This window comes from Rhodobacteraceae bacterium Araon29 (assembly GCA_039640505.1).
GTDB lineage: Bacteria > Pseudomonadota > Alphaproteobacteria > Rhodobacterales > Rhodobacteraceae > CABZJG01.
Genome location: CP046865.1, coordinates 1,786,239 through 1,803,026, shown reverse-complemented (window position 1 = coordinate 1,803,026; position 16,788 = coordinate 1,786,239). Strand labels below are relative to the sequence as shown.

Sequence of the window (16,788 nt, the reverse complement as noted above, 5' to 3'; positions counted from 1 at the left end):
TCAAAAAGTATCAAGTTCAATACAAATTCTGCCAGAACTAATCCGTATGTAGAAGGAGATACAGCGTGTCCGATGCCTTACAGAAAATTGCAGACCAATACGTATCTAGGGAAAAGTTCTCGGGCATCGAATGGCGTGTAGAAAAAAACCAGTCTTGTGTTTTCCAAGGTCAGGCAGGGTATGCGGATTTTGAAAAGAAAACGCCAATTCCAGATAATGCAATCTATCGTATTTACTCGATGACCAAACCAATTATATCAGTGCTTGCACTACAATTGATAGAACAAGGCTCGTTTGGTTTAACTGATCCAATTGCAGAGCATGACGATCGGTTCTCCTTAATGACGGTACTGCATGCAAACGGCGAAATTGAGCCGGCCAATACATTAATCACTATTGAACATTTGCTAACCCACCGCGCCGGCTTCACCTATGAATTCATCATGGGATGTCATGTTTCCCCCTATTATCGGGAGGCAGAAATTATGGGTGATGCAGAGCGTGACCTGGATGAGATGATGGACGCGTTATGTTTCCTACCCCTTGCCTTTCATCCCGGGTCCGCTTGGCGCTATAGCGTTTCTACTGACGTGCTAGCGCATATTATTCAACGAGCGACCGGCGAATCCATCCAAGCGCTTTTAGAAAAAATGATTTTTAAACCGCTTAAAATGCATGATACCAAGTATCATCTTTCACCCAAATATCTACCACGTTTAATGAGTATGTACGGAACCAGCGATCTGCAGAACCTTCCGCCGATCACCCCCCCGAAGCACATATTAAGGTCAATGGATGTGAGTGACAAACATCCCACAGGATCCCAGAAGTTCTGCCGTGGTGGCTATGGCTTGTTTTCTACCACGAATGATTATGCCGCTTTTGTGAGAATGCTATTGAATGGTAAAGCACCGTCAGGCGAAGTAGTTTTATCGCCCAAGACTTTAGAACTGATGCATCCGAACAGGGTGCCACAAAACGAGTTACCTTTACGTATCTCATATTGGCCGCTGGCTGGCTATGGCTGGAATTTAATTGGCCGCGTTATGCTAGATCCGAGTACTGCAATTGCAGCTACAAATCTTGATGAATTTGGCTGGGCTGGTGCAGCCAGCACTTTTTTCTGGGTTGATCCTAAAGAGCAACTGACCGGCGTAATTATGACCCAATTTATTGGAAGCGGCGTTCCGCTCATAGAAGATCTGCAAAATGCAGTTTATGAAGAGTTGAAACAATCTTAGGGTTACCGAGCACAATCTACCAAACGATCTAAGTCGACATAAAGCTCAATATGTTGTGCCAAATCATCCAATGTCCTCTCAACACTTTCTGCATAGGACAACTGGCTTGCCGCTATACCCATTTGCCCTAGAAAAGATCGACGAAAATCATCATCCGAGAACATTCCATGCAGATAGCTACCAAAAATGCGGCCATCTTCACTGATCGCACCCTCATTGACATCACCAATACTTGCAAAGGGGCGCGCGCAATCAGGGCCGCTCGTCTGTCCGATATGAATCTCATATCCCGAGAAATTCAAGCCCGTATCCTGATGCCGCGCTACAACTTCAGTAAGCGCTTTTTTTGGTTTCATGACGGTTTTTGTATTTAACAAGCCCAAGCCCTCTGTAACGCCTTTTGCGCCCTCTATACCCTCTGGATCATCAATCAATGCACCAAGCATCTGATAACCACCACAAATGCCCAATACATATCCTCCACGGCGGTGATGGGCTAAAAGATCGATATCCCATCCCTGCAAGCGCAAATAGTCCAAATCACCAGTGGTTGATTTACTTCCCGGGACTATTACCAAACTTGCATCAACTGGAATTGTTTGGCCCGCTTTTAAAATGGTCACTCTTAAGTCTGGATCGTTCGAAAGAGGATCGAGATCATCAAAATTGGCAATGCGCGACAAGCAAAGACACACGATATGCGGCTTCCCAGATCTGTGAGGTGTTGAAATATCCAAAGCATCTTCTGCCGGTAGTTTCCATGCATCTGCAAAATAGGGAACGACCCCAAAGCCTGGCCAGCCTGTTTTATGTTCGATCATGTCGTAGCCATCATCAAACAATTGCGGATCACCGCGAAATTTATTCACTAAAAATCCGATAATTTGCTTTTCATCTTCCGAATCAAGAACTGCTTTGGTGCCTACTAATTGGGCAATTACCCCGCCTCTGTCGATATCCCCTACCAGTAACACAGGTACATTGGCAGCGCATGAAAAGCCCATATTTGCAATATCACCAGCCCGCAAATTAATTTCTGCAGGACTGCCCGCACCTTCAACAATCACTAAATCATGATTTGATTTTAGACGTTCAAAACTATCCAAAACATAAGGCAATAATTTTGGCTTAAGGGCTGCGTATTCACGGGCTTTACTGGTGGCAAAGCGTTTGCCTTGTACGATTACTTGCGACCCTGTTTCACTTTCAGGTTTCAATAAAACCGGGTTCATATCACATATTGGCGAAAGGCCACAGGCTTGGGCCTGCAACGCCTGAGCACGGCCAATTTCTCCGCCGTCTGAGGTCACAGCCGCATTATTTGACATATTCTGCGGCTTAAAGGGAGCAACTTTAATCCCGCGTTGATAAAGCGCACGACACAGCCCGGCCACAAGGAGGGATTTTCCCACGTTTGATCCAGTTCCCTGCACCATAAAGGCGGGCATCGTTAGAACTCCACTCCCAATTGCGCCATAACGCCATCTTTAAACGGGTGTTTGACCAACGTCATTTCAGTTACCAAATCCGCTGCTTCAATCAATTCCGGCTTGGCATTGCGCCCTGTAAGGCAAACATGGGTCATTGGCGGCTTTTCAGCCAGCAAAAAGTCCACCACTTCATCAATATCAATATAATCATACCGCAACGCGATGTTGATTTCGTCAAGTAGGACAAATTGATATTTTTCGTCCTTAATAAATTCCTTTGCGCGCTGCCAACCGGCTTGTGCGGCTGCTATATCACGCTCGCGGTCTTGGGTTTCCCAAGTAAAGCCTTCTCCAGACACCACAAATGTGCACTCTTCTTGAAATTTTTCTGTCAGCAGCTTTCTTTCGCCAGTGACCCATGTCCCTTTGATGAATTGAACCACTGCACAGGGCATTTGATGCGCAATGCAGCGCATAATCATACCAAACCCAGAGGATGATTTCCCTTTGCCTGCACCGGTATGCACCATAATAAGACCTTTTTCTTTGGTCTTTGATTGCATTATTTTATCACGAGCAGCCTTGATTTTCTGCATTTTTGCTTTGTGCCGTTGATTTTCGTCCACCATTATTATTCCTTTTGCTTGACTCGCCTATGCCCATGGCGCATTGCAATTCAACGTTGGTTCCTGTTCTTAGAACAGGCGAAGAGGGAATGCGAACGGTTTTACGACGCCCAAGATGTCTAAGCCGAAACGCAGCCGCCCCCGCGACCGTGACCAGAAAGCGCACGCCATCCACTGGCAAAACCGGGAAGGTGCGTTGCGCGTTGAGGTACTAGCCTCTGAATCTGCAAGCCGGGAGACCTGCCAACATGAATTATAACCCAGTCCGGACGGGGTGTGCCGGGGCGGTCCACGTGAAATTTCACGTGCCCTGCTTTGCCCTACCAGACGTTGCCCAAGGATGACCCGAGGAACACGATGCAGGAAAACCGTCCTAAACCAATTGAGCTCTTGGTCTGCAAGTCCTGTCGCCATGGTGTTACAAATACCGAAGACGAAACCCGCCCGGGAACACGTCTGCTAGAGGCTTTACAAGAGACCAATCTTCCACCGGAAATCACCATTAAATCAGTTTCGTGTCTCGCAAACTGTTCGAACGGATGCTCGATTGTTTTAAGAAGCTCCGAACGGTGGAGCTATGTTTACGGAAATCTTAACCCAGCAGAGCACGTTGATGTCATCATTGATGGCGCGAAGAAGTATCTGAATGCCGCAGATGGCAAAGTACCTTGGCGCGAAAGATCGGATCATTTTCGTAAGAACTGTGTCGCCCGCATTCCCCCAATCGAGGTAGAAAATGACTGATCTAACCAAACTTCCTGTTACGGTGATTACAGGTTTTTTAGGGTCCGGTAAAACCACATTGATCCGCCACCTGATGCAGAACCCAGGTGGTAAGCGATTGGCGATTATCGTCAACGAATTCGGCGATGTTGGCGTTGATGGGGACATCCTCAAATCTTGTGCCATTCCAGAGTGTCCCGCAGAAAATATTCTAGAGCTTGCAAATGGCTGTATCTGTTGCACTGTCGCAGATGACTTCATTCCAACCATAGAAGCTTTAATGGCGCTTTCACCGCGTCCAGAGCATATTTTGATCGAAACTTCTGGGTTGGCGCTTCCGAAACCTTTACTGAAAGCATTTGACTGGCCGGATATTCGCTCGCGCATCACCGTGGATGGCGTGATCGCGCTGGCCGACGCCGAAGCGGTTGCTGCTGGTCGGTTTGCGTCAAATATTGATGCCGTTGAGGCGCAGCGTGCAGCCGATGATAGCCTGGACCATGAAACACCCTTGTCAGAGGTGTTTGAAGATCAGATAGCTTGCGCTGATCTTATTCTTTTGACAAAACCTGATTTGGCCGGTGCTGACGGGATAGAAAAGGCCAAAGAGATCATAAAGGCGGAATCTCCCCGCTCCTTGCCTGTAGTTGAGGTGGCCGAAGGTGTGGTTGATCCTCGGATTATTCTGGGATTAGAGGCGGCAGCAGAGGATGATATGGATGCAAGACCATCGCATCACGATGCGCCGCATGATCACGACCATGAGGATTTTGACAGCATAGTTGTCGAGTTGAACGAAGTACAAAATCCAGAAGCTTTGGCACGCCGCATTGAACAACTGGCAAAAGAGCAAAATATTTTGCGCGTGAAAGGGTATGCTGCAGTGCAAGATAAACCCATGCGGCTTTTGGTGCAGGCCGTAGGAGCACGGGTTCGGACTCAATTTGACCGCCCTTGGTTGCCCCAAGAACCACGAGCAGGCCGTCTGGTTGTTATCGGCGAACATGACAACATCAACCGAACCGCTATTGAAACCACTCTTATGGAGTAAATGCAGTCAATGCATGTGATCTTTCGCGAAAGCCATGGGTTGGAGGAAACCGACACACCTCAGGATTTGGGGCAAAGCCCTGCTAATCTTGTGGTTTTGTCGTTTTCAGACAGTGATCTGGGCGCTTTTGCTGCGGGATGGCATCAAGACAAAGCTCATTTACCATCCTTAAGGCTGGCCAATCTTACAGCCCTAAAGCACCCGCTTTCCGTAGACACTTACATTGAGCAAACTCTAATTGGTGCGCGCGGCATTTTGATCCGTCTCATTGGTGGCATGCCCTATTGGTCCTATGGCCTGCAACAGGTTCGCGCCTTAGCTATTGAAAAAGGCATAGCACTTGCAGTTTTGCCAGCGGATGGCCGTGCAGATCCACAATTGGATGAAATATCCACACTGCCAATATCGACATTAAGGCGCTTATCCGTGCTTTGTGAAACCGGCGGCGCACCAGCTGCGCGCGCGGCTCTTTCACAGCTTGCCCTCGCCTCAGGCCTATACGCTCGCCCCGATTTGGTTAGCAAATCGCTTCCCCAAGTTGGCGCTTGGACACACCAGTCAGGCATTGTTTGCCCAACCGCTTTTAACCTTGGGAATAGGGATAAACCTCTGGTAATTTTGAGTTTTTATCTATCATATCTAAGGGCAGCCGACCTAGCGCCAATTGAGGCTATAAGCCGCGAGTTAGAACAGCATGGGTACACTACTCTTGGGCTCTATGCTCCCTCGCTTAAAGAGCCGCAAGCTGCTGCTTGGCTTACACGGCAGTTAAAATATCTAAAACCGGCAGCCATAATTAATGCCACCGCATTTTCGGGCAAAGGATCAACTGGAGCCTCTCCGCTCGACGCCGCAAATGTTCCTGTTTTCCAAATGGCCCTCGCAACATCTACCCGGTCAGCGTGGCGCGAAGGCGAGCGCGGGCTATCGCCCGCCGATCTTGCGATGCATGTGGTTTTACCAGAAGTTGACGGACGTATTTTTTCAGGCGTTGCTTCCTTTAAACAAGCTGGTGTCAAAGACTCCAAATTAGAATTTTCAAGGTTTGCGCATCAACCCTATCAGGAACGCATTAAAGCAATGGCGCGCCGTGTGAAGGCGCATATCGATTTGCAAGTCAAACCGGTCAAAGAAAAAAAACCGGCTTTAATTCTGTCCACCTATCCCGGAAAGCCCTGGCAAATGGCCCATGCCGTTGGACTTGATGCGATGGCCTCGGCCCAGAGTATCCTTAAAGATCTGGCAACCGAAGGATACCACATTGAGCCCAGTTGTGATTTGCCAACAGAGCTGGGGCAAGCCACACTAGAGTGGTCGGTAAACGCGTATGAAAAGGCTTTAAGACTCCTTCCAGAAGAGCTTCAAAAATCGCTAACAGAAGTTTGGGGAAATCCACATGATGATCCTCTGGTATCTGGTGGGGTCTTTGAATTCCCCGCCCTAAAGCAAGGAAACGCCCTACTCGCCCTGCAACCCGAAAGGGGATGGAAAAATGATCGAGATAATGATTATCACGACACAACCCGCACGCCGCGCCATTCCTACGTTGCATTTTATTTATGGCTTAGAAACGTATTCGCCGCAGATGCGCTTATTCATATTGGCGCCCACGGTACGCTAGAATGGTTGCCGGGTAAATCAGTTGCCCTTTCGGCCGAGTGCTGGCCAGAGGCCTTAATCGGAGACCTTCCGGTTATTTATCCCTTTATCGTCAATGACCCAGGCGAAGCAGCACAAGCAAAACGGCGGATTGGTGCCATCACATTGGGGCATGTACCGCCGGCTTTGAAGCCAAGCGCCGTGCCGGATAGAATGTCACAGCTAGAAGCCTTGCTGGATGAATTTTCCAATGCAGACGGGTTGGACCCTAAGCGCCGTAACCGTCTTCAAATAGACATTCGCAGCGAAGCCCAAGCGCTCGGTGTTGAAACCGATCTTGGGCTCGACCAAGCGGCCTCAGCAGCGGAAGCGATCACACGCATAGACCGCTTTGTTTGCGATATAAAAGAGAGCCAGTATGGCGATGGCCTTCATATTTTTGGAAGAACATCCGCAGTAAAATCACCCTTTGATGTAGCGGCCTCTGCGCAGAGCGAACGCGCAGGTCTTCTGGCCGCGCTTGCCGGCAAACGTGTCGAAGCAGGACCTTCTGGTTCGCCTTATCGCGGACGATCAGATGTGCTGCCCACAGGCCGCAATCTTTACACCACGGACCCAAGATCCGTGCCCACACGATCAGCCTATGCGCAAGGCGTTAAACTGGCCGAAGAACTGGTGCGCCGGCATTTGCAGGATCAGGGCGAGTACCCCAAAACGCTTATCGTAGATCTATGGGGTTCGGCCACGATGCGCACTGCTGGAGAAGAGTTTGCCATGGCCTTGCATTTGCTGGGCGTTAAACCAAAGTGGGATAAAGGATCTGAACGTGTTAGCGGTATTGAAATTATTCCCATCGCCGAACTTGAGCGGCCAAGACTTGATGTCACACTAAGAATCTCAGGACTTTTCCGCGATGTTTTTCCAACTCTATCCGCATTATTTTCTCAAGCGGTTCGCACTTTGGCTGTACGAGACGAAGCTGTCGACTGGAACCCCTTTGTGGCATCATCGCATCATAGTCGTGTCTTTGGCCCTGCCCCAGCAAGCTATGGATTGGGCATGAGCGATCTGGCAGAACAATATACCGATCAAGCCCGCGCAGCGGCTGGTCACGCTTGGCTCGCAGCAAGCGCCTATGCCTTTGACGGTGAAAAAGTTAGCCATCAACCCCAAGCAATTGCCGACCGGGTTGCCAAAGCCGATAGTTTCGTTCACCTGCAGGACCTAAGTGAAACCGATCTTTTACTTGCGGCAGATTATGCAACCCATGAAGCAGGTTTTGCAGCGGCACAAAGCGTTACCGGTGGGTCGGCGGCTCTATATCATATGGATAACACTCGGCCTGAAACGCCGCGCGCGCGCACTCTGCCAGAAGAAATTGCCCGTGTTGTTCAATCACGGGCCAGCAATCCAAATTGGATCAAAGGCATGCAGCGCCATGGCTTTAGAGGCGCAGCAGAAATCGCAGCCACACTTGATCACATGGCAAGCTTTGCCCAACTTGCAAATGTTGTTTCAACACATCTATTTGATCTTTACTACGAAGCCACCTTGGATAATTCCGAGGTTTGTTTGTTCTTGCAGGAAAACAATCCCGAAGCTTATGAAGCGATGAAATCAAGGTTTGAAATATTACATCAAGCCGGTTTGTGGAACTCTAGGCGTAATTCCGTAATTGCGGCGATGGAGGGGGCGGCATGATAGAACCCTCTGTCAAAGGGTGGTGCCCAGGGGCTTATCGACCAATGGTGTCTGGGGATGGGCTGATCGTTCGCATCCGGCCAAAATTTGCTGAGTTTTCCAGCGTTCAAATTAAAGAAATCTGCCGTCTTTCTCAGAAATATGGCTCTGGTATTATTGAATTTACCAGCCGGGCAAATTTACAATTGCGCGGCATAAATCAGAGCGATCATGAACGACTTTTGCACATTCTAAACCAACTTGATTTGCTGGACCCTGATCTTGCGAGTGAAGCGCGCCGCAATGTAATTATTACACCTGATTGGGTTCAGGGTGATCTAAGTAAACAAATTACAAGAGAATTATATCTGCGCTTATCTGAGCTTCCAGATTTGCCTTCAAAGTTTGGACTTACAGTCGATTTAGGGGCAATCCCAAGATTACAGAACGTTTCTGCAGATATAAGAGTTGAAAAAGATTCAAAGAGTACTCTGCTAGTCTACCCAGACGGAAGCGATTTTGGCCGTACGACAACCAAAAGCAACTTAGTCGATTGCATCATTGATATTGCCAGATGGTTCGAAGCAACCCGCAGCCCTTCGGCGAAACGCATGCGTGATCATATTGCAAATCAAGCTTTGCCTAAGGCGTGGAGCCTAACGCCACGTAATACACAAAACGCACCCTTGCGCATCGGTAAAATACCTCAAGGACAAATCGTCGGCATCCCCTTTGGGCAATGCCATTATAAAGATTTGCTTCATCTTTTGAGCTTGAGCCAGGCAAAGTCTATTCGCCTAACCCCTTGGCGCAGCATTGTATTACTTGATGCGAAAACTATTGGCGCAGATGATCGCTTCATTACCGCTCCTACAGATCCGCTGTTGCGGATAAATGCCTGTCCCGGAAGACCCATGTGCCAAAGTGCAACGGTTGAAACCAGACAGCTTGCACGCCTATTGGCCGGAAAAACAACTGGGACACTGCATATATCAGGCTGCTCAAAAGGCTGTGCACACCCGAAAGTTGCTGATATCACATTGGTCGGCCAAAGTGGTGCTTTCAACTTGATCCAAGGTGGCCAATCTGGCGATACTCCTCAGAAAACTGGGCTTACTGGCCCACATATCCTTGAAACATTGGACAGCCTATAATGCCTTACACCTACGAAACCAATGGCGCTGCGATTTACAAGGCCTCTTTTCGCACCATCCGATCTGAAAGTGATTTAGAACGGTTCAATCAGGATGAAGAAAAGGTTGCAGTGCGGATGATCCATGCTGCCGGAATGGTTGGCTTGGCCGAATATATCCACTTTTCTGAAGGCTTTGCTCAAAAGGCGAAAGCCGCGCTTGCCAACGGTGCCCCCATCTTATGTGATGCGCGTATGGTGTCAGAGGGCATCACGCGCACCCGTTTGCCTGCAGATAATGAAATAATTTGCACGCTTCACGCAAAGGGTATTCATGAACTGGCGCAGGATATGAAAAACACAAGATCGGCCGCAGCACTTGAGTTATGGCGTCCACACTTAGAAGGCGCTGTTGTTGCAATTGGCAATGCACCGACTGCTTTGTTCCATCTATTAAATATGCTGGAAGATGAAAGTTGCCCAAGGCCGGCAGCGATTATCGGGTGCCCCGTGGGGTTTGTCGGTGCGGTTGAGAGTAAAGATGCCCTTTGGCAGGCACAGCCGACCCCGTGTTGCATTGTCAAGGGGCGTCTTGGCGGAAGTGCCATTACTGTTGCCGCTGTGAACGCGCTCGCGAGCCCTTTAGAATGAAGGGTGCTTTACCTCATAAAGGCACAATTTATGGTGTCGGCTTGGGACCGGGCGATCCTGATCTTATGAGTGTTAAGGCGGATAGGATCATTCGATCCGCAACCCATATTGCATTTTTTCGAAAAGCAGGCCGCAAAGGACAAGCGCGCAGTATTGTTGACGGCATGCTGTCCAAAAATGCAATTGAATTTGCGATGGAATATCCAGTGACGACAGAAATTCCTGTTGCTGACCCAAGGTATAATCAAATGCTGTCTGCTTTCTATCGCGATTGCGCGGTGCATATTCGGGCGCTGTCGGATGCGGGTCACAGTGTTTGTGTTCTCTGTGAGGGCGATCCTTTTTTCTATGGCTCGTTCATGCATCTTTACACGCGCGTGAAAGAAGCCAGCCCCGTTGAAGTCATCCCAGCTATCACCGGCATGTCCGGCGCTTGGACCTTAACTGGTGCGCCGGTCACATGGGGCGACGACGTGCTGACGGTTCTTTTGGGCACCCTAAGTGAGCATGAGTTGACCAGACGGATGCAAGATACCGATGCATTGGTTGTGATGAAGATTGGGCGAAATTTTGATAAGGTTTGCGCCGCCCTGCAGTCCGCTGGATTATTTGAGAGGGCGTGGCTCATTGAATATGCAACAATGCCGCATCAAAACGTTCAAAAACTGAGTGAAGCGGTGGGCAAAGTGACACCTTATTTTTCAATAATTATTGTGCATGGCGAAGGTCGAAGGCCATGAGTGGATGGCTGAAAGTAGTTGGATTGGGCCCCGGTAGTGACGCTCTTATCACGCCCGAAGTATCGCAGATTCTGTCTGAAGCAACAGACGTTATTGGCTATTTCCCTTATGTGGAAAGAGTGCAAAAGCGGCCTGGCCTAACTCTGCATGGATCAGATAATCGGGTTGAGCTGGACAGATCAAAACTGGCGTTATCTCTGACCGCAGATGGGAAGAAGGTAGCGGTGGTCTCATCTGGTGATCCCGGCGTGTTTGCCATGGCTGCTGCAGTTTTTGAAGCCACCGAGCAAGGCCCAAATCACTGGCGCCTCCTTGATATTGAAGTCTTGCCGGGCATAACGGCGATGCTAGCCGCGTCTGCCCGCGCCGGCGCGCCATTGGGACATGATTTTTGTGCGATTAATCTGAGTGATAATTTAAAGCCCTGGCACTTGATTGAAAAACGATTGCGGCTGGCCTCCGAAGCTGACTTTGCCATGGCGTTTTACAATCCTCGTTCCAACGCACGGCCAGATGGATTTGCAAGAGTTCTTGAGGTTTTAAAAGAGTGCTGCAAAGACGACCGACCTGTTATTTTTGCACGCGCCATCAGCACAAAAGATGAAACTCTTAATATCGTTGAATTGTCAAACACCACACCAGAGATGGCAGATATGCGCACTATGGTCATTGTAGGGTCTTCCCACACCCGTTTGATCGAACGCACAGGACAGGCCCCGTGGGTTTACACCCCTAGATCGGTTTCCGAATGACCCAGCCATTGCATCACCTTGCTCAAACTGGCGGTTTCAAGCCTCGGGCGGTTCAGCTTTGGTCGTGCAATCATGATAACAGGCAAAGACAGCTCGCGGGCGGCATCAAGTTTAGCGCGCGAGGCAACACCCCCAGCATTTTTGCAGACCACAAGCTCAATATTATAGTTACGCATCAGGGTCAGATCGCCCTCTTTGGTAAACGGCCCTCGGGACACCACGATATCGCGGTTTGGCAACGCAAGCTGTTTGGTAAGTGGGTCCACAAGGCGCAGCAAATAGCGGTGTTGAGGCTGCGCCTCAAAAGCCTTCAGATGCATTCTGCCCAACGCAAGCATTATTCGTCTTTTTGCCCCCTTCAACGCCGAAACAGCATCCAGGATATCAGCAACCTCTGTCCAATTATCCGCCGGAATCGGTTTCCATTCAGGCCTGCTAAATGCCATCAGTGGAAGATTGAGGTCAGCGCAGGCATCAACCGCATGTTGGCTCATCTGAACCGCAAATGGATGTGTGGCATCAATTACATGTGTAATCGCATTTTCGCACAGATACTGTTTCAGCCCCTCAACCCCTCCAAATCCTCCTATGCGGCGGGGCAAGGGTTGTGGTTTGGGTCTTTCCACACGCCCGGCATAGGACAGAACCGCCTTTATTTTTGCGGCATTAACCTCTTTGGCAAGCTGGCTGGCCTCAGTCGTACCTGCAAGTATCAAAAGGTTTACGCTCATGTCTAAAGCCGCTTGGTTAACCATCGTTGGATTGGGCGAAGATGGACTAGAAGGTCTGACGTCTGCAAGTCAAAACGCACTAACAGACGCCCAAACGATTTGGGGAGCAGAACGGCATATTCGCCTACTTTCAAAAGGCAGCTCTGAAAAGTACAGAGTTTGGCCCGTCCCTTTCAAGAATGGTATTAATGAAATTTTAAAGCTGCGCGGTCAACCAGTGGTTGTTTTAGCCTCTGGTGATCCATTTTGGTATGGCGCTGGCACTGTCCTAAGCCGGCACTTAAAGCCAGATGAATGGATATCAATTCCGAGCCCATCGTGCTTTTCTTTGGCCGCTTCAACCCTCGGGTGGTCCTTGGAAACTACCGAATGTTACGGGCTACATGCCGCGCCGTTCTCGCGACTTCGGCAGGGTTTGCAGTGCGGCCAAAACCTTTTGGTGACAGTGCGCGATGGCGCCACGGTCGGGGAACTTGCAACCTATTTAACAGGTATTGGGTTTGGCGCCTCTACTTTGCATGTGCTTGAAGCTTTGGGGGGACCGCGCGCCCGATGCCGTAAGGTTTTGGCCAAAGACTTTGACTTTCAAGACCTTTACCATCCGGTTGTTGTAGGGATCACGGCGCAAGGCGGGCCGCAACTATCGCTGAGCGCTGGAAAGGACGATGCGCTATTTGCCAATGACGGCCAAATAACCAAACGTCCAATGCGCGCGCTTACTATATCCGCCCTAGCGCCTAAAGCCGGAGAGCTTCTTTGGGATATCGGTGGCGGATCAGGATCAATCGCAATAGAATGGCTGCTGTGCCATCCCACAACACAAGCCATTTCAATAGAGAAAAGTGAAGCGCGCGCGCAAAGAATTGATGAAAATTCCGCTGCGTTTGGGGTGGAAAGACTTCGCGTGATTACAGGTAGCGCGCCCGACTGTTTGGAAGGGCTTGAAAAACCAGATTGTGTTTTCATCGGCGGGGGATTGAGCGAGAAGTTGCTACAGTATTTAATTGAAAATCTTGCCAAAGGCACACGTATTGTCTGCAATGCTGTCACCTTGGAAAGTGAGGCTTTACTTGCAAAAAGCTGCCATACTTTGGGCGGGGAATTGCTGCGTATTGAGCTATCGCATGCTGGCGCATTGGGTAAAAAACATGGATGGAAGGCGGCCTACCCTGTGGTGCAATGGAGTGTCACGCTATGATTATTGCAGGGTTTGGCTATCGAAAAAACGTTCAGTTTGAAAGTTTACAGGACGTCTATCAATCACTTTGCGATCACCACAGATTAGCACTGCAGGATTTTTTTGGCGTGGCGACACATGTTGATAAAGCCCAAAACCCAGCACTGCAAAGCCTGTCTAAGCACCTTAATCTGTCAATTATCGCTGTTCCACAGAGTGAAATTGATTTGCAAAATACACAAAGCCATTCCGCGCTTTCATTACAGCACTATAACACGGGCAGCCTATCCGAGGCAGCGGCCTTGGCCGCAGCGGGCGAGAACAGTTACCTTCTGGGGCATCGAATGGTGTCTAAAGATGGGCTTGCCACCTGCGCTTTGGCAAAAGGAGAAAAATAATGACCGTCCACTTCATTGGTGCAGGGCCAGGGGCGCCTGATCTTTTAACCTTAAGGGGCCGCGATTTAATCGCATCGTGCCCTGTGTGCCTTTATGCTGGCTCGCTGGTGCCCAAAGCAGTGCTTGCCCATTGTCCGCGCGGCGCACATATCGTCAATACAGCTTCGATGGATTTGGATGAAATTGTGGCAGAGATTAAAAAAGCAGATGTCGCAGAACTGGACGTTGCCCGGCTGCATTCAGGTGATTTATCTGTTTGGTCTGCAATGGGTGAGCAATTGCGCAGGCTGCGCGCTGAAGGGATTGCAGTTTCTGTGACCCCTGGCGTGCCTTCGTTTTCTGCCGCTGCTGCGGCTTTGGGCAGCGAGCTTACGCTACCAGGTTTGGCACAATCGGTAATATTAACACGCACCCCAGGACGCGCCTCAAAAATGCCCGCAGGTGAAACCCTAAAGAATTTTGCGGCCACCGGGGCAACTTTGGCGATCCACCTTTCAATCCATAATCTTGAAACGGTCATAGCGGAGCTTACCCCTGATTATGGCAGTGATTGTCCAGTGGCGGTTGTTTACCGCGCAAGCTGGCCAGATCAGAAAATCATCCGCGCAACTTTGGCAACCTTGCAAGAAAAAATGACCGATGGTATCGAACGCACTGCGCTGATTTTGGTTGGACCTGCACTTTCAGCCGAGGGGTTCACTGAAAGCTGTTTATATTCTACCGACTATGATCGGCGGTTTCGCCCACAATCGGCCGCATCACCTTTTAGCTCGGGGTCAAAATGATGCTTCCAAAAGGATTGATGATCTCTGCACCGAGCTCAGGGACCGGTAAAACCACCGTGATGCTTGGTCTGCTAAGAGCGATTTCAGATCTTGGTCTGACCGTACAACCCTTTAAAAGCGGTCCCGATTATATTGATCCGGCCTTTCATCACGCTGCCGCGCGCCGCCCCTCGTTCAATCTTGATAGCTGGTCAATGAACCAGCCGCTCTTTGCAGCTATTTCGGCACAAGCTCTTGGGGCTGATATCGCAATTGCAGAAGGATCCATGGGCCTTTTTGACGGCGTTGCAAGCAAAGGAGAAAGTGGCTGTGGCAGCAGCGCTGAAACCGCAATGCTCATGGGATGGCCGGTGGTGTTGGTTGTCGATGTCAGTGGTCAGGCCCAATCTGCCGCCGCCACTGCGCTTGGTTTTGCGACTTATGCGCCTGAGCTGCCACTTGCTGGCGTGATCCTAAATAGAGTGGCCAGTCCGCGACATGAACGGTTGGCTCGCTTAGGGTTTGAAAAAGCGGGGATTTCTGTTTTGGGTGTATTGCCTAGACGTGGCGATTTAACTCTTCCCGAACGGCATTTGGGACTTATCCAAGCAGTTGAACATCCGGATCTGGAACAAGCAATCACAACCTATGCTAAATTTCTAAATGATAACATTGATCTACAGGCGCTAATTCAGGCAGCACACTGCGCTGGTGCAGCAGGGTCAGGGCCGCTGCCAAAACCGCCTGCTCAAAAAATCGCTATTGCACGCGATGCGGCCTTTTCCTTTACCTATCCGCATCTTTTAAAGGGATGGCGCGACCATGGAGCAGAGGTGATACCATTTTCCCCGCTTCAAGATGATGAAGTTCCACCAGATGCCGACATAGTTTGGTTGCCTGGCGGCTATCCCGAGTTGCATGCTGGCCGATTGGCTGCAGCTTCTCAGTTCATGGACAGCCTGCGCCTTCACGCCAAAAGCAAACCGGTACACGGCGAATGCGGGGGGTATATGGCAATGGGTGCGGCATTGATTGATAAAGAGGGCACCTCGCATCAAATGGCAGGCCTGCTCGGTCTTGTGACCAGTTATGAAAAGCGCAAGTTTCATCTTGGATACCGCCTCGCCCGGTTAAAATCACCCATGGCTGGCTTTGCCACTGCCACAGCACTTCGTGGTCATGAGTTTCATTATTCAACAATTATAGATCAGCCTGACGAGCCGTTAGCCGAGGTTGTTGATGCAGATAGTCAAAAAGTGCCGGAAACGGGTTCTGTGCGCGGTCACGCTACGGGGACTTTCTTCCACTATATATCGAAGGCTTCATCATGACGGGATTTGTAAGTTTTGTCGGATCTGGTCCGGGTGACCCGGAATTGCTAACGGTAAAAGCCATTCAGCGCTTAAAAGCGGCAGAAGTGATTCTATTTGATGACCTGTCATCAGGACCAATACTAGATCATGCTGGGTCTCAAGCCGAGTTGATTGGGGTTGGCAAACGCGCGGGACGCGCTTCCCCCAAGCAGCATCATGTGAGCCGATTGCTGGTTGACTATGCATCCCAAGGCGCACATGTCGTGCGGCTTAAATCTGGTGATCCGGGAATATTTGGACGCCTAGAAGAAGAGCTCGTCGCGCTGCAAACTGCAAATATCGACTTTGAAATTATTCCTGGAATAACCGCCGCAAGCGCAGCAGCTGCCGCGGCAAAGATACCACTTACCCGCCGGCATTCAGCCCGGCGAGTACAGTTCATTACAGGGCATGATGTCGCCGGAGCTCTACCCGAGGATATAAACCTAGCGGCAATAGCCGATCCACAGTGTACGACAGTTGTCTATATGCCCAAACGCACCTTTCCTAAGCTTGCTGAATTGCTTGTTGCGAATGGTCTCTCACCACAAACGCCCGCACTCTTGGCGGAAAGTGTCTCGACCGAGAATGAAAACCTGTATCACAGCACACTTGCGGAACTCGCAGAATATCTCAAACAAGATCCAGGACCAGCGCCAGGCTTGATTTTGATCGGCCCCTTGGCAGATGCAGACGGCGATTGTATCGGGGATTCGCCATAAGTGTCGTGGTTTATCTTGA

The 16,788-nt window shown here is 49.9% G+C and carries 16 protein-coding genes and 1 riboswitch; of the genes, 13 read left to right on the top strand and 3 right to left on the bottom strand.

Going from position 1 to position 16,788, the window contains the following annotated elements; translation table 11 throughout:
• Positions 1 to 65: 65 nt before the first annotated feature.
• A complete protein-coding gene (locus tag GN278_08760; protein XAT60817.1) occupies positions 66 to 1,241 on the top strand; it encodes a serine hydrolase in 1,176 nt (391 codons plus the stop codon).
• Between the two features lie 2 nt (positions 1,242 to 1,243).
• Here GN278_08760 and GN278_08755 read toward each other — a convergent pair whose 3' ends face one another.
• Entirely contained in the window at positions 1,244 to 2,689 is a 1,446-nt protein-coding gene (locus tag GN278_08755; protein ID XAT60816.1) for a cobyric acid synthase, read from the bottom strand.
• A 2-nt stretch (positions 2,690 to 2,691) separates the two neighbouring features.
• Positions 2,692 to 3,300 carry a cob(I)yrinic acid a,c-diamide adenosyltransferase gene (gene cobO / locus GN278_08750; protein ID XAT60815.1) on the bottom strand — a complete coding sequence of 203 codons (609 nt, stop codon included), beginning with the start codon at positions 3,298 to 3,300 and terminating at the stop codon, positions 2,692 to 2,694.
• A 37-nt stretch (positions 3,301 to 3,337) separates the two neighbouring features.
• Positions 3,338 to 3,560: riboswitch (cobalamin riboswitch) on the top strand.
• A 94-nt stretch (positions 3,561 to 3,654) separates the two neighbouring features.
• Here cobO and GN278_08745 point away from each other — a divergent pair.
• Genes GN278_08745 through cobJ form a run of 7 tightly spaced genes read left to right on the top strand, consistent with a single transcriptional unit; the run spans position 3,655 to position 11,625 of the window.
• On the top strand, positions 3,655 to 4,041 hold the full coding sequence (locus tag GN278_08745) for a DUF1636 domain-containing protein (protein XAT60814.1): 387 nt from the start codon (positions 3,655 to 3,657) through the stop codon (positions 4,039 to 4,041).
• The gene (gene cobW, locus GN278_08740; GenBank protein XAT60813.1) at positions 4,034 to 5,071 is read left to right on the top strand and encodes a cobalamin biosynthesis protein CobW; all 1,038 of its coding nucleotides are present in this window, start codon (positions 4,034 to 4,036) and stop codon (positions 5,069 to 5,071) included. Before GN278_08745 ends, cobW begins: the two co-directional genes overlap by 8 nt.
• 9 nt (positions 5,072 to 5,080) lie before the next feature.
• The gene (cobN, locus tag GN278_08735) at positions 5,081 to 8,371 is read left to right on the top strand and encodes a cobaltochelatase subunit CobN (GenBank protein XAT62607.1); all 3,291 of its coding nucleotides are present in this window, start codon (positions 5,081 to 5,083) and stop codon (positions 8,369 to 8,371) included.
• Entirely contained in the window at positions 8,368 to 9,504 is a 1,137-nt protein-coding gene (locus GN278_08730) for a cobalamin biosynthesis protein CobG (GenBank protein XAT60812.1), read from the top strand. The genes cobN and GN278_08730 overlap by 4 nt, the downstream gene beginning before the upstream one ends.
• A complete protein-coding gene (locus GN278_08725) occupies positions 9,504 to 10,133 on the top strand; it encodes a precorrin-8X methylmutase (GenBank protein XAT60811.1) in 630 nt (209 codons plus the stop codon). Before GN278_08730 ends, GN278_08725 begins: the two co-directional genes overlap by 1 nt.
• Positions 10,130 to 10,873: a precorrin-2 C(20)-methyltransferase gene (locus GN278_08720; protein ID XAT60810.1), complete on the top strand. Its 744-nt coding sequence runs from the start codon at positions 10,130 to 10,132 to the stop codon at positions 10,871 to 10,873. The genes GN278_08725 and GN278_08720 overlap by 4 nt, the downstream gene beginning before the upstream one ends.
• Positions 10,870 to 11,625: a precorrin-3B C(17)-methyltransferase gene (cobJ, locus tag GN278_08715; protein ID XAT60809.1), complete on the top strand. Its 756-nt coding sequence runs from the start codon at positions 10,870 to 10,872 to the stop codon at positions 11,623 to 11,625. Before GN278_08720 ends, cobJ begins: the two co-directional genes overlap by 4 nt.
• Here the strand turns inward: cobJ and GN278_08710 are convergent.
• Entirely contained in the window at positions 11,598 to 12,356 is a 759-nt protein-coding gene (locus tag GN278_08710; protein XAT60808.1) for a cobalt-precorrin-6A reductase, read from the bottom strand. The genes cobJ and GN278_08710 overlap by 28 nt on opposite strands.
• Here GN278_08710 and cbiE point away from each other — a divergent pair.
• Genes cbiE through cobA form a run of 5 tightly spaced genes read left to right on the top strand, consistent with a single transcriptional unit; the run spans position 12,355 to position 16,769 of the window.
• Positions 12,355 to 13,554 (top strand): precorrin-6y C5,15-methyltransferase (decarboxylating) subunit CbiE, encoded by a 1,200-nt coding sequence (cbiE, locus tag GN278_08705; protein ID XAT60807.1) that lies wholly within the window; start codon positions 12,355 to 12,357, stop codon positions 13,552 to 13,554. The two genes, GN278_08710 and cbiE, sit on opposite strands and share 2 nt — an antisense overlap.
• Entirely contained in the window at positions 13,509 to 13,931 is a 423-nt protein-coding gene (locus GN278_08700; GenBank protein ID XAT60806.1) for a precorrin methylase, read from the top strand. The genes cbiE and GN278_08700 overlap by 46 nt, the downstream gene beginning before the upstream one ends.
• Entirely contained in the window at positions 13,931 to 14,716 is a 786-nt protein-coding gene (cobM, locus tag GN278_08695) for a precorrin-4 C(11)-methyltransferase (protein ID XAT60805.1), read from the top strand. The genes GN278_08700 and cobM overlap by 1 nt, the downstream gene beginning before the upstream one ends.
• Positions 14,716 to 16,026, top strand: a complete 1,311-nt coding sequence (locus GN278_08690) for a cobyrinate a,c-diamide synthase (protein XAT62606.1) — start codon at positions 14,716 to 14,718, stop codon at positions 16,024 to 16,026. Before cobM ends, GN278_08690 begins: the two co-directional genes overlap by 1 nt.
• Complete coding sequence (gene cobA / locus GN278_08685; protein XAT60804.1) at positions 16,023 to 16,769, top strand: uroporphyrinogen-III C-methyltransferase; 747 nt, start codon at positions 16,023 to 16,025, stop codon at positions 16,767 to 16,769. Before GN278_08690 ends, cobA begins: the two co-directional genes overlap by 4 nt.
• Positions 16,770 to 16,788 lie beyond the last annotated feature (19 nt).